The sequence below is a fragment of the Mangrovimicrobium sediminis genome, from assembly GCF_004745945.1.
Classification (GTDB): Bacteria; Pseudomonadota; Gammaproteobacteria; order Pseudomonadales; family Halieaceae; genus Mangrovimicrobium; species Mangrovimicrobium sediminis.
This window is the reverse complement of record NZ_SRLE01000011.1, coordinates 98216-112747: the sequence shown is the minus strand read 5'-3', so window position 1 is coordinate 112747 and position 14532 is coordinate 98216. Positions and strand designations below refer to the sequence as shown.

Here is a 14532-nt window from a genome sequence, read left to right as displayed (position 1 = left end):
ACTCGATTGCCGGAGCCCCTATGAGCCGCTTCTCCCTGGCCGATCTGGAACACCGCGACCAGTTCATCCAACGCCATATCGGGCCCACCGTCAAACAGCAGGAAGAGATGGCGCGCGCCCTGGGCTACGCGGGCCTGGATGCGCTGATCGACGACACCGTCCCGTCCGCCATTCGCCGCAGCCAGCCCATGGACCTGCCCGGCGCGAGCACCGAGACCGAGGTCATCGCCCGGCTCAAGGCGCTGGCGGCGCAGAACGTCGTCAACAAGTCCTACATCGGCAGCGGATACTACGACACCATCACCCCGCCGGTCATCCAGCGCAACGTACTGGAGAACCCGGGCTGGTACACGGCGTACACGCCCTACCAGCCGGAGATCTCCCAGGGTCGCCTGGAAGCGCTGCTCACCTTCCAGCAGATGATCATGGACCTCACCGGGATGGAACTGGCCAACGCCTCCATGCTCGACGAGGGCAGCGCCGCGGCGGAGGCCATGACCCTGCTGCAGCGGGTCAACAAGAAGAACCGCAGCGCGGTGTTCATCGTCGCCGCGGACTGCCACCCGCAGACCATTGCCGTGGTCAAGACCCGCGCCCTGCCCCTGGATATCGAAGTGCGCGTGGGCGACCCCGCGCTACTGCTCGGCGAGACCGAGGCCTTCGGCGTGCTGCTGCAATACCCGGGCACCCACGGCCACCTGTGTGACCTCGGTGCACTGGTGGAACAGGCCCGCGCCGCCAACACCCTGGTCGCCGTCGCCGCGGACCTGATGGCCCTGCTCATGCTGCAATCCCCCGGGTCCCTGGGCGCGGATGTCGCCCTCGGCAACACCCAGCGCTTCGGCGTGCCGATGGGCTTTGGCGGCCCGCACGCGGCCTACTTCGCCACCCGCGACGCCTACAAGCGCTCCACCCCCGGACGCATCATCGGCGTCTCCGTGGACCGCCGCGGCAACCAGGCCCTGCGCATGGCCATGCAGACCCGCGAGCAGCACATCCGCCGCGAAAAGGCCACCAGCAACATCTGTACGGCCCAGGCGCTGCTCGCCATCATGGCCGCCTTCTACGCCATGTATCACGGCCCCGAGGGGCTGCGCCGTATCGCCCGGCGCATCCACCGGCTCACGTCGATCTTTGCTGCCGGTATGGGCGAGCTGAGCTTCACGCCGGAGAACGCCACCTACTTCGACACGCTGACCTTCGACGTCGGCGAGGCGCAGGACGAGATCGTCACCCGCGCCCTGGCAGCCGGCATCAACCTGCGCGTGCTGGACGGCGGACGGCTGGGCGTCTCGCTCGACGAAACCACCACCCGCGAGGACGTGAAAACCCTGTGGCGGGTATTCGCCGGCAGCGAGGTGGGCGCCAATGTCGCCGCCCTGGACGAGGCCATCGACGGCCACCCGGGCATTCCCGAATCGCTGCTGCGGGAGATGGACTACCTCACCCACCCGCTGTTCCACGACTACCGCTCGGAGACCGAGATGCTGCGCTACATGCGCTATCTCGAGGACAAAGACATCGCGCTGAACCGCGCCATGATCCCGCTGGGCAGCTGCACCATGAAGCTCAACGCCACCACCGAGATGCTGCCGGTGACTTGGCCCGAGTTCGCCGGCATCCATCCCTTCGCGCCCGTCGAGCAGACCGCCGGCTACAGCGCCATGCTGGCGGAACTCGAACACATGCTGCAGGAGTCCACCGGCTACGACGCCATCTCCCTGCAACCCAACGCCGGCTCCCAGGGTGAATACGCCGGCCTGCTGGCCATCCTGCGCTATCACCAGAGCCGCGGCGACGACCAGCGCACCATCTGCCTGATCCCCTCCTCCGCCCACGGCACCAACCCGGCCTCGGCGGCGCTGGCGGGCATGCAGGTGGTGATCGTCGAGTGCGACGAGAAAGGCAACGTGGACCTCGGCGACCTGCGCCTGAAGGCCGAGCGGCACAGCGAGGAGCTGGCCTGCATCATGGTCACCTATCCCTCCACCCACGGCGTGTTCGAGGAGGGCATCGTCGAGCTGTGCGAGATCGTGCACGGCCACGGCGGGCAGGTGTACGTGGACGGCGCCAACCTCAACGCGCTGGTCGGGGTGGCCGCGCCGGGCAAGTTCGGCGCCGATGTCTCGCACCTGAACCTGCACAAGACGTTCTGTATTCCCCACGGCGGCGGCGGTCCCGGCATGGGGCCGATCGGCGTGGGCGCGCACCTCGCGCCCTTCCTGCCCACCAACCCGGTGCTGCCGGTGCCCGGCGTGGCGGCGGACAACGACGTGGTGTCCGCCGCGCCCTACGGCAGCGCCTCCATCTTGCCGATCTCCTGGGCCTACATCGCGCTGATGGGCGGCGAGGGCCTGGCGCAGGCCACCAAGGTGGCGATCCTCAACGCCAACTACATCGCCCACCGGCTCAAGGATCACTACCCCATTCTCTACACCGGCACCACCGGCAACGTGGCCCACGAGTGCATTGTCGACATCCGTCCGCTGAAAGACGCCTCCGGCGTCACCGAGGAGGACATCGCCAAGCGCCTGATCGACTACGGCTTCCACGCCCCGACCATGAGCTTCCCGGTGGCCGGTACGCTGATGGTGGAGCCGACCGAATCGGAATCCCTGTTCGAACTGGACCGCTTCTGCGACGCGCTGATCGCCATCCGCCGGGAGATCGACGCGGTGCAGGCGGGCGAACTGGACGCCCAGGACAACCCGCTGGCCAATGCCCCGCACACCCTGGCTGATGTCGCCGCGGACGACTGGGAACACGCCTACTCGCGCGAGCAGGCCGCCTACCCGGTGGAATCCCTGCGCCGCTACAAGTACTGGGCGCCGGTCAACCGCGTGGACAACGTCTACGGCGACCGCAACCTGTACTGCGCCTGCCCGGCGGTGGACAGCTACCGCGAGGCGGAGTAATCCGTGACGGCGGGCAGCGGTATCACCCAGCCCTTCAGTTATCCATTTCGCATCTTCTTCCTGTCCTGCGCGGCCTGGGCAGTCCTGCTGGTCGCGCTGTGGGTGCTGTACGTCAATGGCACCGGCGCGCTCGCACCGGCCTACCCGGGCAACCTCTGGCACCGCCACGAGATGCTGTTCGGCCTGCTCGGCCCAGCCCTGGCGGGTTTCCTGCTCACCGCGGTGTGCGTGTGGACACGCACCCAACGGCTGCACGGCTGGCTGCTCGCCGCGCTGTGGCTCGTGTGGTTCGCCGCAAGGCTGGTGACGTCCTGGGGCGGCGTCGACAGCGCGCCGCTGGCCACCGCACTGAACCTCGCCTTCCTGCCGCTGGTCGGCCTCGACGCGCTGTGGCGCGTGGTCAGGGCCAGGCAATGGCGGCAGCTGCCGATCCTTGTCGTGGTATTCGCCCTGTGGCTGGTGCAGGGGGCGATGCTGCTGGGCGACTCTGCGCAGGCATTTGACGTCGGCCTGGTGCTCGCCGCCGCGCTCATGCTGATCGTTGGCGGGCGCATCACCCCTGCGTTTTCCGCCAACTGGCTGCGCCTGCAAGGAGCGGATGCCGATCAGGTCCGGCTTTCTCCCGCGCTGGATGTCGCCCTGCTCGCGGCACTGGCCGTGCTGTCACTCGGCCTGTTTGCCGGCTGGCTGGTTCTGGTATCCGGCGGCGCACTGGTCGCGGCCGCCCTCGCCCTGTGGCGCCAGGTGCGCTGGCGCGGCTGGCTGACGCGAGCGGAACCACTGCTGTGGATACTGCACCTGTCGCTGTTGTGGATTCCGCTGGCGCTGCTGCTGCTCGCCGGCCGCGACCTGTTGGACCTGCCGCCGACCGCATGGCAGCACGCGTTGGGCATCGGCGCCATGGCCAGCCTGATCCTGGGCGTGATGAGCCGGGTATCCCTCGGCCATACCGGGCGGCCGCTACAGTTGCCGCAGGGCATGACCGCCGCGTTCTGGCTGATCCAGGCCAGCGCCGTGCTGCGCCTGGCAACCGTGTTCGGCGCCCTGCCCTGGCGCTGGGGCATTATGGGTGCCGGCCTCGCCTGGGTACTGGCCTTCGCGCTGTTCCTGTGGCGCTACAGCGCCATCCTCTGCCAGCCCCGGGTGGACAACCAGCCCGGCTGAGGCGGCGCCACTACGCGGGGATGAGCCGGGGACACAGTCGGCGTCATTTCCAGATGTCGCGGCGCGAAGTGTCGGGATATCACGGGGAGGGCGTGTTCCAATGGCGGCAAACGATAACACGCTGGACACCCCCACATGCTCCCCATGGGACTGCTCGCCGCGATCCTGGTCATCGCACCGCAAGACCCCACCCGCCTCGACGTGGTGTACTTCCACGACGCCCAGGCGGCGAGCGAGGATTTCACCGCCCGCTACCTGAGCCTGCGCAGCGAGGACGGCCCCATCACCCCGCCCGGGAAGTTCCGCCTAGTTGGGGAGACCGATGACGGCGAAGTGACAACCCGTTTCACCCTCGAATTCGTCGCCGCCAGCGCGGTGAGCTACCGCTTCAGCGTCACCCGCGAAGGTCATGTGCTGGCCCGGGGCCTCGCCCTCGCCGCCCCGGAACAACCCGGCAAGCTGCTGGCCAGCGGTTGGACCGGCGAAGTTGAACCCTACGGCGTGGCCCGCTACAGCATCCTGGATGCCGACACCATCGAGGGCTACTACATCTCCAAGATGACCCCGGAGCAGCCGGGAACGGACATGGTCAGCGGCGATACCCGCAACGGTTTTAGCGGCAGCTTCACGCTGAATTCGAAAGAGGTGAACGGCCGCACCTGGGGTCCCCACGAGTGGACCCTGACACCACGCGGCGACATCACCTACCTGCGCTGGCGCGAGGACGGGCGGGTCATCAGCCGCGGCTTCGGCATTGCGGACCCGCAGGACCCGCGCAGCATCGTCGTCGCTTATATTCCGGTGGCCGAGTAGACTCATTCGGCGCAACGCTATCCGTCATAACGACTTTAATCGAGGAGTAACAGCATGCTCAGACACATCGTCCTGCTCAAATTCAAGGAAGATCACACACCGGAGCAAGTAGCCGCCGTGGTCGACGGCCTGAATTCACTGAGCGAGGCGATCCCGCAGATCGTCTCCTACACCCACGGCAGCGATGCCGGCAACACCAACAGCCCCTACGACTATGCCATCGTCGCGGATTTCGCCTCGGCGGAGGACGCCGCCATCTACCAGGACCACCCCGCGCACAAGGCGGTGGGCGCCCACGTAGTGGCGATCATGGCCGACGCGGCACAGATGCAGTTTCACTACTGAACGCGGGGCAGCGCGCTGGGCGCTGCCAAGGCAGCCAATTGCGGCTGCTATAGCAGCTAGAGCAACTCGCCCGCCAACGCGCGGCAGGCAGCACGCAGCCCGGCAATGTTGCCGCCCTCCCCCTGGATGACCTGCAGGCAGACGTGATCGGCGCCGGCGTCGTGGTGTTCGCGCACGCGCCCGGCAATCGTCTCGAGGTCACCCCAGGCGAACAGGCCGTCCAGCAGCGCGTCACTGACGCTGTCCACGTCGGCCTGGCTGAAGCCCAGGCGCAGCCAGTTGTTACGGTAATTGGGCAGGGCCTGGTACATGGCCAGCGCGCTGCGCGCCGCCTGGCGTGCCCGCGCCGGGTCGTCCTGCAGGATCACACCCTGTTCCGGCGCCAGCAGTTTACCCGGCCCGAGGATGTCGCGGGCAGTGGCGGTGTGCTGCGGTGTCACCAGGTAGGGATGCGCGCCCGCGGTGCGCTCGCCGGACAGCGCGAGCATCTTCGGGCCCAGTGCCGCCAGGCACAGTTGGTCGCGCGGCATGCCGGCGCTGTCCAGGCCGTCGAGGAATTCGCGGGTCTTGGCCAGCGGCTTCTGCCACGCCTCGCCGATCATCGGGCCGTGGCTGATGCCCAGGCCGAGCAGGAGACGCGCCTGGCGTTGCGCGGACTGGCCGGCGAACCACGCCGCCACGACCTGCGGCTTGTGTTTCCAGATGTTGATGATGCCAGTGGCGATGGTAATGCGTGAGGTGACATCCAGCAGCGCGTCGACGCTGCCGAGCACCGCGTCGTCGATGCCGCCGGGAATCCACAGTGCTCCGAAGCCGAGTTCGTCGATCTCCGCCGCGGCTTCGGCGGCTTCCACCGGGTCACCGAAGCGCAGTTCCAGGGACCAGATGCCGACTCGGCCGATCGCGGGGGTGCTCATTGGTCACTCCCGGGGGCCGCGGCGCAATACGGTATCTCGAAGATCATGTCGGTGCTCCTTGTGTCGCTATCGGGTCTTATTGTCATTGGCCCTGCTCTTGTCGTTGTGCGGCAGGGGTATTGCGAAGCCGCCAGCATACTACGTCCAAAGGGGTTTGCGGGGGAATGGCGCCGCCCTCCAGTCGGCTTCGTGCAACGCGCGTTTTATGTCATTGTATTGACACCAATTTTGGCGCGCGGGACAATTGCGCCTTTCCCCGAACCGATGGGCGCCACGCCGCGCCGCCGAGGATACCACCATGAACGATGCCAGCGCGGCCCGCTGCCCGATGCACGACAATATCGACCGCCGCAAATCCGCGAAGATCGCGGCGGAAAACACCCACCCGGACCCGGGTTCCCACTGGGTACAGGGCGGCGAGATGGCGCGCAGCATCCTGCGCAACAAGCAGGCGGTGCAGGCCGGCGCCGGCGCGGAGTCCCTCACCTACGATAACCCCGAGCACGCCCCGGTGTTTTTCCTCAATGGCGAGGATCACTTCAACAAGCGGCGCAAGACCCAGCGCTTCCTGTCGCCCAAGGCGGTGACCGAGCAGCACTACAAGATCATGGAGAAGATCACCGGGGAACTGCTGGGCAAGTTCCGCCAGCAGGGCCAGGCCAAACTGGAGGACATCAGCTTCCAGTTGGCGATCGAGGTGGTCGGCGAGATCCTCGGTCTCACCGAAAGTGACCAGGCGGCCCGCGCGCGGCGCATCCAGCGCGTACTCTACGCCAGCATCGCATCGCACAAGCCGGGCCTCGCGGGCAAGCTGCTGAACCTCAAGCGCGCCTTCCACACCGGCGTGTTCTTCCTGTTCGACGTGCGCCCGGCGATCCAGGCGCGGCGCAAGGCGCCGCGGGAAGACGCCATCTCGTTCTACCTGGACGAGGGCTACTCCAACCTGTCGATCGTCATCGAGTGCCTGACCTACGGCACCGCCGGCATGCTCACCACCCGCGAATTCATCGTCATGGCCGCCTGGTACCTGTTCGAGAACGCCGAGCTGCGCGAGCGCTTCCTCGGCGGCGACATGAAAGAACAGATGGCCATCCTCATGGAGATCCTGCGCCTGGAGCCAGTGGCCGCCAAGGTGCAGCGGCGCGTGCACGAGGAAGTCAGCGGCCTCGGCGACAAGCCGCTACCCGCGGGCGAGCTCTACGGCATCGATATCCGCGCGGCGAACATCGACGAGGCGATTGTCGGCGAGTGTCCCTTCGCCCTGGACCCGGAACGCGCCAAGCGCGTGCGCGACACCGGGCGCTACCTGAGTTTCTCCGACGGCCCGCACAACTGCCCGGGCTGGCAGGTCGCCCTGCACGAGACACGTATCTTCCTCGCCGAGCTGTTCCGCCTGCCCGGCCTGCGCCTGGAGCGCGAGCCGGACATCAGCTGGAACCCCTCCCTGGGCAGCTACGAATTGCGCAATGCGGAGATCAGCTGCGACCCGGCCTGAGGCCTGATTCCCCGGCTTTTTTCGATGTAAATCTCTCACACTGGCGGCGCTCTGCGCGCCGCCGGCTTTGTGGTATGGTGCTTGGCTCTGGCTGCCCGGGGGCGGCTGGCACGTGTGCTCAGCAACAATAAACACCACAAGCCGGCAATGAAGAAATACCCGAAGACCACCGTTCTCGTCATCGTTCTCGCGTTGCTGCTGGCCTGGACCTACAGCTGGACCTTCACCGAGCACGGCCGGCTGGATTACCGCGCGGCGCTGTCGCTGCGCCTGCTGTCCTTCACCTACGACTTCCAGCCCGACCCCGATTCCGACTTCCGCATCCCGTTGCCGGTCAACCTGATCTATTCGCTCAGCAACCTGCTGCCCGAGGAGCAGGTGAGCAAGGTGCGCGACGTGGTCATGCCCGGCGAGGAAGCCGACGTGCAGGCGCGCGTGTACTGGCCGCGCGGGCGCCACGACAACCAGCCGCTGCCGGTCATCGTCTACTACCACGGCGGCGGCTTCGTGGTTGGCAGCGTGGATATCTTCGACCCATTGACCCGGGCCCTGGCGAATGCGGCGAAGGCCATCGTCATTTCCGTGGAGTATCGCCTGGCGCCGATCTCGCCCTGGCCCGCCGCGGTGAACGACGCCTATACCGCGCTGCTGTGGGCCGAGGAAAACGCCCTGTCGCTGGGCGGGGACCCGCGCAAGCTGGTGGTTGCCGGCGACAGCGCCGGGGGCAACCTCGCCGCGGTCACCGCGCTCAAGGCGCGCGACGAAGGCGGACCTGCTCTGGCGGCGCAAATCCTCTACTACCCCGCCACCGACCTGACCGCGACCGACTACCCGAGTATCGACAAGTATTCCGAGGGTTACGGACTTTCCACCGGTGCGCGGGAGGGCTTCCACCGCGCCTACGTGCCGGACGTGCCCAACCTGCGCGACGCCTACATCTCCCCGCTGTACGCCCCCGACCTGCGGGGCCTGCCCCCGGCGCTGATCCTCACCGCCGGCTTCGACCCGCTCACCGGCGCCGCCCAGGCCTACACCGCGCGCCTGCGCGAGGCCGGCGTCGCGGTGACCGAGCAGAACTACGCGGACACCATCCACGGCTTCATGAGCGTGGCCCTGTTCCCGCAGCGGCGCAGTGGCCTGCAGGCCACGGCAGTGTTCCTGCAACAGCACCTGTCGGGCATCAGATAGGGCGATGGCGGCACTGTCCGGCAACAGCCCGCGCCCACGTGGGTGGCGTGTACCGTGAACTACTGGTTATTCAAATCCGAGCCGGACGAGTACAGCATCGACGACCTGTTTGCCGAAGCCGATGGCAGCGGACGCTGGGACGGCATCCGCAACTACCAGGCGCGCAACCTGCTGCGCGATGCGGTGAGCGAGGGCGACCAGGTGCTGTTCTACCACAGCAGTTGCAAGGTGCCCGGCGTGGCCGGCACCGCCCGGGTGGTGCGCGCCGCCTATCCGGACCCCGCCCAGTTCGATACCCACAGCCCCTACCACGACCCCAAATCGACTGCGGAGGCGCCGCGCTGGTTCTGCGTGGATATCGCGCCCCTGGCACGCTTCGACGAGGTGCTGCCGCTGGCGCGGCTGAAGCAGGAACCCGCCCTGGAAGACATGGTGCTGTTGCGCCAGGGGCGGCTCTCGGTACAACCGGTCACGGCCGCGCAGTGGCGCGCCGTCACTCGCCTTGCGCAGGCGTGAGCCCGAGCACTTCCCTGGCATAGGCCAGCGCCGCGTGCGCGTCCACGCGTTTGCTGTAGGCCTCCACGAACAACTTGCCCACCACCACGCCCTGCGCGTCGATCACGATCATGCCCGGGTAGGGAATCCCGTAGGCCATGTCGCCGGGTGCGTACTCGGCATTGAGAATCCCGAGGGTGCGGAAGCTCAGCGTGTCCACGTCCTGCAGGATCGGGTACTCGATACCCCACTGCGCAACGAACGCATTGCGCGCGTCGGCATCATCGTAGGTCATGGCGACGAGACCAATCCCCGCCGCCTCCCAGTCCGCCCTGGACTCCTGCAACTGAATGAGTTGGCGCATGCAGAACGGACACCAGCTCACCGAGCGCGCGGCGACAAACACGGTCCCGTTGGCGCCGGCGAACTCCTGCAACAGGCGGATATCGCGGCCCTGCCAGCGCGCGCTGACACCGGGGAAATGGGAGCCGATGGCCGGCCCGGGCTCGAAATCCACCGCGTCCGCAGCGACGAACATGTCGCGGGTGATCAGGTCGTAACCGGCCTGCTTGAGCGGTTCGCGAAATATAAATACCAGTATCACAAGCGCCGCCAGCAGCGCTGCAATGGCGAGTAATATCTTCTTCATGGCCGATCTCTTATCATGTGGTTCCCGGCACTTGTCGCGCTATTCTCGCGTTTTATCGCAGAAATCGTGCCGGCGAAGCGATTGTTGTTACTATGCCACACACTTGATGCGGCAACGATCCACCGTTTCGTCTGTCACACACTATTCGCCATTTTTCGCAGGGGCAACAGTCGTCATATGGCATCCAGAATCCTGAAAATTCTCGCACCGATCGCCGTCCTCATGGGCAGCGTCGGTGTCTACGCTCTGCTCCAGGCCTCGCGCCCGGAACCGGAAAAAAACGAGGAGTCGGCGCGCCCGACCACCGTGTACGTCGCCGAAGTCGTCGAGGGCAGTTCCGCCCTCGAGGTCCAGACCCAGGGCGAGGTGCGTTCGCGCAACCAGATCGACCTGGTCGCGGAGGTCGGCGGGCGTATCGTTGCCGCCTCCCCCGAGTTCGTGCAGGGCGGCACCATCGTGCCGGGCGCGGCGCTGCTGCGCATGGAAGACACGGACTACCGACTGGCGGTCCGCGAGGCGCGGGCGCGGGTCGCCGAGGCCGAACTGGCGGTGCAGCAGGCACTGGCGGACCAGGATGTGGCACGCAAGCAGTTGCGCAATGATCCCAACCCCTCGGACCTCGCCCTGAAGAAGCCCCAGGTCGCCCAGGCCCGCGCCATGCTCGAGGCGGCCAAGGCCGGCCTGGAGCAGGCGGAACTGGACCTGGACCGCACCAGCGTCTCCCTGCCCTTCCACGGCCGCGTCGCCGAGACCTACGTGCAGGTCGGCCAGTACATCGTTGCCGGCACGCCGCTGGCCGAGGTGTTTGGCACCGACCTGGTCGAGGTACGCCTGCCGCTGACCGATGCACAACTCGCTGCACTGGGCCTGCCGATCGGCTACACGGCCCCTGAGGGCGGCGGCCTCGACGTGGCGTTTAGCGCACAGGTCGCCGGCCAACGCCACCAGTGGCAGGGGCGCCTGGTACGCCTGGATGCCTCGGTCGATCCCGACACACGCCTGCTCTACGCCATCGCCGAAGTGGCCGACCCCTACGGCAGCGCTGCCTCCAGCAATGGCATGCCGCTCGCCGTGGGCCTGTTCGTGGACGCGCGCATCCACGGCCGCGACCTGCAGAACGCGATGAAGATTCCGGGCAGCGCACTGCGCGCCGGCAATATCGTCTACGTGGTCAACGCCGAGGGGCTGCTCGAGATTCGCCCGGTCGATGTCGCCCACGCCTCGCCCGACACCGTGGTCGTCAGCGGCGGGCTGAAGCCCGGCGAACAGGTTGTCACCTCCGCCATCCGCAACCCGATCCAGGGTATGGCGCTGGCGACCGTCTCCCGCAAGGAGGGTTAAACCATGCAACGCCTCATTACCTGGTGGGTGCACAACCCGGTCGCCGCCAACCTGCTGATGATCGGCATCCTGCTCTCCGGCTGGCTCGGCCTGAGTGCGGTGGAGAAGGAAGCCTTCCCCAACATCAAGATCAACGAGGCGACCATCTCCGTCGACTGGCCCGGGGCCAACCCCCAGGAGGTCGAAGAGCAGATCATCAAGCGCATCGAACAGTCGCTGCAGAACGTCGATCACGTCTACCACTACTACTCCGAGGCCGTCGAGGGCCACGCGGAGATCGCCGTCACCACCTACCCGAACACCGACGTCAACGAGTTCGTCAACGAGGTGAAGAACGCGGTGGACGCGGTGACCTCGCTGCCGGCGGACATCGAACCGCCGCGCGTCCAGCGCACCCTCAACCGCAACGAGATGCTGCGCGTGGCAGTGCACGGCGATGTCAGCGAACGCGAGTTGACGCGCCTGGCGGAGGAACTCAAGGACGACATGTCCGGGTTGCCGTACATCTCCACCATCGACCTGTTTGGCACCCGCGCCGAGGAAGTGACCATCGAGGTGTCCGAGGACGCGATGCGCCGCTTCGGCCTGAACTTCGAGGATGTCGCCACCGCGATCCGCGCCAACTCCATCAACCTCTCCTCGGGGCAGGTGCGCACCGCCACCGGCGACGTACAGCTGCGCGCGCGCAACCTCGCCGACACGCAGACCGACTTCGAGCGTATCGTCCTGCGCCAGACCGCCGACGGCGGCGTGGTTCGCGTGGGTGACGTGGCGCGGGTGATCGACGGCTTCGAGGACAACGAGATCCTCGCCACCATGAACGGCCAGCCGGCGGTCCTGCTGCAGGTACAGAACACCGAGAACATGCAGGTAGTGAAGGCCAGCGACTCGGTGAAAGCATGGATGGAGGAAGTGAGACCCACCCTCCCCCGCGGCATCGAACTGACCCTGTGGTTCGACACCGCCGATATCTATACCGAGCGCATGGGCCTGATCGAGCGCTCCGCCTACCAGGGCCTGCTGCTGGTGTTCCTGGTGCTGATCCTCTCGCTGCGCCCGAAGGTGGCGCTGTGGGTAACCTCCGGCATCGCCGTGGCTTTCCTCGGCACCTTTGCGCTGCTGCCGGTGAACGACGTATCGATGAACATCATGTCCTCGTTCGCGTTCCTGCTCGTGCTGGGTATCGTGGTGGACGACGCCATCGTGGTCGGCGAGAGCATTCACCACCACGCCCACGAATCGGGCGGCGGTGCGCGCTCCGCCATCGAAGGCGCCTATGCCGTATCGCGACCGGTGTTGTTCGCCGTATTGACCACGATGATCGCCTTCGCCCCCTGGCTGTTCGTCAGCGGCGAGGCGTCGCAGATGACGCGGCAGATCTCCATCGTGATCACCGTCGCGCTGACCATCTCGCTGATCGAGGCATTCTTCATCCTGCCTTCGCACCTGCGTCACCTGGAGCCGCGCGGTGAACTGCGCGGTCTGGCCAAGGTCCAGCAGCGCACCGAACACAGCATTATCAGTTTCGCACAGAATGTCTTCCGCCCCTGCCTGGCGCGGGCGGTCAAGCACCGCTACCTCACGGCGAGCTTCTTCATCGGCGCGTTCATGATCAGCATCGGCTTGTTCACCAGCGGCTGGGTGAAGTTCTACTTCATGCCGCAGGTGGAGTCGGAGCAGATCTTCATCAACGTGACGCTGCCTGCCGGCGCACCCTACTCGCGCGCCCTGGAGATTCTCGACCAGTTGCAGGAGGCCGAGCGCGAACTCATCGCCGAGGTCAACCAGCGCGCAGAAACCGGGGAAGGCAGCGGCGAGCTGATCGCCGGCTGGTACACACGCTCGCGCCGCGACAGCGTCATCGCCATCGTCAAACTGGCGCCGCCGGAAGTGCGCGACATGTCCGCCAAGGAAGCCGCCGAACGCCTGCGCGACCTGGTCGGCGATATTCCGGACGCCGAGGAGATCGAGGTGAACTACTCGCTCACCGGCGGTGGCGCGGATGTCACCTACCTGCTCAAGCACCGCGACCCGGAGATGCTCACCAAAGCTAGCCGCGACCTGCGCGCCCACCTGAGTTCCTACGACGGCACCTATTTCGTGCGCGACAGCCAGCGCGGGGAGTCCGACGAGATCATCCTCAACCTGCGCCCCGGCGCGGAGAAACTGGGCATCACCCTGGCCGACGTCTCGCGCCAGGTGCGCCAGGCCTACTACGGCGAGGAAGTCCAGCGCCTGCCGCGCGAGCACGGCGACGTCAAGGTAATGGTCAAGTACCCGAAGGAACAGCGCGCCAACCTGGCCAGTCTCAACCACTTCCGGGTGCGCACGGCGGACGGCCGCGAGGTACCGCTGATGTCAGTGGTCGATGTCAGCCTGGCCAATGGCGCACAGCGCATCCAGCGCCGCGACGGCGAACGCTATATCGAGGTGCGCGCCGACATGAACCACGACCTGATGGGCGATATCACCAAGGACGTCACCGAGAACTTCCTGCCGGAACTGGAAAACCGCTTCCCCGGCCTGGAGATCCTCAAGGGCGGACAGCAGGAGGAAGAGGAGGAATTCTTCAGCGAGATCCTCGCCCTCTACGCCGTCGCACTGTTCATGATGTACGCGCTGATCGCGGTGGCCTTCCATTCCTACTGGCTGCCGCTGCTGGTGATGACCGCCATCCCCTTCGGTTTCATGGGCGCGATCTTCGGCCACCTGATGTTCGGTATCCCGATGGCCATGTTCTCCTACTTCGGCATCGGCGCCGCGGCGGGCGTGGTGGTCAACGACAACCTGGTACTGGTGGATTACATCGGGCGCCTGCGTGAGCAGGGCAAGTCATTGACCGATGCGGTGGTCGAAGCGGGCGTCAACCGCTTCCGGCCGATCCTGCTCACCACGGTCACCACCATCGTCGGTCTCGCACCGATCATGGCCGAGCGCGCCACCAGCGCGCAGTTCCTCAAGCCCGCGGTACTGTCACTGGCCTTCGGCGTCCTGTTCGCGCTGTTCGTGACACTGCTCATGGTGCCCGCGCTGTACACCATCGGCGGCGATGTCAGCCACGGCCTGGCCAACCTCAAGGCCCGTCTCACCGGCCGCGGCAAGCAAGCCCACGTGTAACGCCCTGCCGGGCGGCGCAACTGCGCTGCCCGGCGCTCTCCCCGACAAGCCCTACCCCGACCGGGCAGGTGTGACCCGCCCGCCGGGTGCGAC

11 protein-coding genes are annotated in these 14532 nt (G+C 66.7%); 9 read left to right on the top strand and 2 right to left on the bottom strand.

The features are described from left to right. The first annotated feature begins 20 nt into the window (after positions 1 to 20). The 4 genes from gcvP to E4634_RS15790 all read left to right on the top strand — a co-directional run bounded on the left by gcvP (position 21) and on the right by E4634_RS15790 (position 5237). On the top strand, positions 21 to 2915 hold the full coding sequence (gcvP, locus tag E4634_RS15805; RefSeq protein ID WP_135445625.1) for an aminomethyl-transferring glycine dehydrogenase: 2895 nt from the start codon (positions 21 to 23) through the stop codon (positions 2913 to 2915). Between the two features lie 3 nt (positions 2916 to 2918). Beyond that, the gene (locus E4634_RS15800; protein ID WP_135445624.1) at positions 2919 to 4079 is read left to right on the top strand and encodes an NnrS family protein; all 1161 of its coding nucleotides are present in this window, start codon (positions 2919 to 2921) and stop codon (positions 4077 to 4079) included. A 135-nt stretch (positions 4080 to 4214) separates the two neighbouring features. Further along, positions 4215 to 4892 carry a hypothetical protein gene (locus E4634_RS15795; protein WP_135445623.1) on the top strand — a complete coding sequence of 226 codons (678 nt, stop codon included), beginning with the start codon at positions 4215 to 4217 and terminating at the stop codon, positions 4890 to 4892. 54 nt (positions 4893 to 4946) lie between these two features. Beyond that, a complete protein-coding gene (locus tag E4634_RS15790) occupies positions 4947 to 5237 on the top strand; it encodes a Dabb family protein (RefSeq protein WP_135445622.1) in 291 nt (96 codons plus the stop codon). Positions 5238 to 5293: 56 nt separating this feature from the next. Here the strand turns inward: E4634_RS15790 and E4634_RS15785 are convergent, their stop codons facing one another. After that, positions 5294 to 6154 carry an LLM class F420-dependent oxidoreductase gene (locus E4634_RS15785; RefSeq protein WP_135445621.1) on the bottom strand — a complete coding sequence of 287 codons (861 nt, stop codon included), beginning with the start codon at positions 6152 to 6154 and terminating at the stop codon, positions 5294 to 5296. A 298-nt stretch (positions 6155 to 6452) separates the two neighbouring features. On the opposite strand from E4634_RS15785, the gene E4634_RS15780 reads away from it, so the two are divergent. The 3 genes from E4634_RS15780 (at position 6453) to E4634_RS15770 (ending at position 9353) form a co-directional block, all read left to right on the top strand. Then, positions 6453 to 7649 carry a cytochrome P450 gene (locus E4634_RS15780; RefSeq protein ID WP_135445620.1) on the top strand — a complete coding sequence of 399 codons (1197 nt, stop codon included), beginning with the start codon at positions 6453 to 6455 and terminating at the stop codon, positions 7647 to 7649. Between the two features lie 114 nt (positions 7650 to 7763). Then, on the top strand, positions 7764 to 8837 hold the full coding sequence (locus tag E4634_RS15775) for an alpha/beta hydrolase (RefSeq protein WP_135445619.1): 1074 nt from the start codon (positions 7764 to 7766) through the stop codon (positions 8835 to 8837). A gap of 54 nt (positions 8838 to 8891) precedes the next feature. Continuing rightward, the gene (locus E4634_RS15770) at positions 8892 to 9353 is read left to right on the top strand and encodes an EVE domain-containing protein (RefSeq protein WP_135445618.1); all 462 of its coding nucleotides are present in this window, start codon (positions 8892 to 8894) and stop codon (positions 9351 to 9353) included. Here E4634_RS15770 and E4634_RS15765 read toward each other — a convergent pair. Next, positions 9331 to 9981 (bottom strand): peroxiredoxin family protein, encoded by a 651-nt coding sequence (locus E4634_RS15765; RefSeq protein WP_135445617.1) that lies wholly within the window; start codon positions 9979 to 9981, stop codon positions 9331 to 9333. The genes E4634_RS15770 and E4634_RS15765 overlap by 23 nt on opposite strands. A gap of 177 nt (positions 9982 to 10158) precedes the next feature. On the opposite strand from E4634_RS15765, the gene E4634_RS15760 reads away from it, so the two are divergent. Next, the gene (locus E4634_RS15760; RefSeq protein ID WP_135445616.1) at positions 10159 to 11322 is read left to right on the top strand and encodes an efflux RND transporter periplasmic adaptor subunit; all 1164 of its coding nucleotides are present in this window, start codon (positions 10159 to 10161) and stop codon (positions 11320 to 11322) included. 3 nt (positions 11323 to 11325) lie between these two features. Further along, positions 11326 to 14439, top strand: a complete 3114-nt coding sequence (locus E4634_RS15755; RefSeq protein WP_135445615.1) for an efflux RND transporter permease subunit — start codon at positions 11326 to 11328, stop codon at positions 14437 to 14439. Positions 14440 to 14532 lie beyond the last annotated feature (93 nt).

Bases quoted from the DNA above. Each gene is read 5' to 3' on its own strand.
- gcvP (WP_135445625.1), top strand. From the start codon at position 21: ATGAGCCGCTTCTCCCTGGCCGATCTGGAACACCGCGACCAGTTCATC.
- E4634_RS15795 (WP_135445623.1), top strand. From the start codon at position 4,215: ATGCTCCCCATGGGACTGCTCGCCGCGATCCTGGTCATCGCACCGCAA.
- E4634_RS15790 (WP_135445622.1), top strand. From the start codon at position 4,947: ATGCTCAGACACATCGTCCTGCTCAAATTCAAGGAAGATCACACACCG.
- E4634_RS15785 (WP_135445621.1), bottom strand. From the start codon at position 6,154: ATGAGCACCCCCGCGATCGGCCGAGTCGGCATCTGGTCCCTGGAACTG.
- E4634_RS15780 (WP_135445620.1), top strand. From the start codon at position 6,453: ATGAACGATGCCAGCGCGGCCCGCTGCCCGATGCACGACAATATCGAC.
- E4634_RS15765 (WP_135445617.1), bottom strand. From the start codon at position 9,981: ATGAAGAAGATATTACTCGCCATTGCAGCGCTGCTGGCGGCGCTTGTG.
- E4634_RS15760 (WP_135445616.1), top strand. From the start codon at position 10,159: ATGGCATCCAGAATCCTGAAAATTCTCGCACCGATCGCCGTCCTCATG.
- E4634_RS15755 (WP_135445615.1), top strand. From the start codon at position 11,326: ATGCAACGCCTCATTACCTGGTGGGTGCACAACCCGGTCGCCGCCAAC.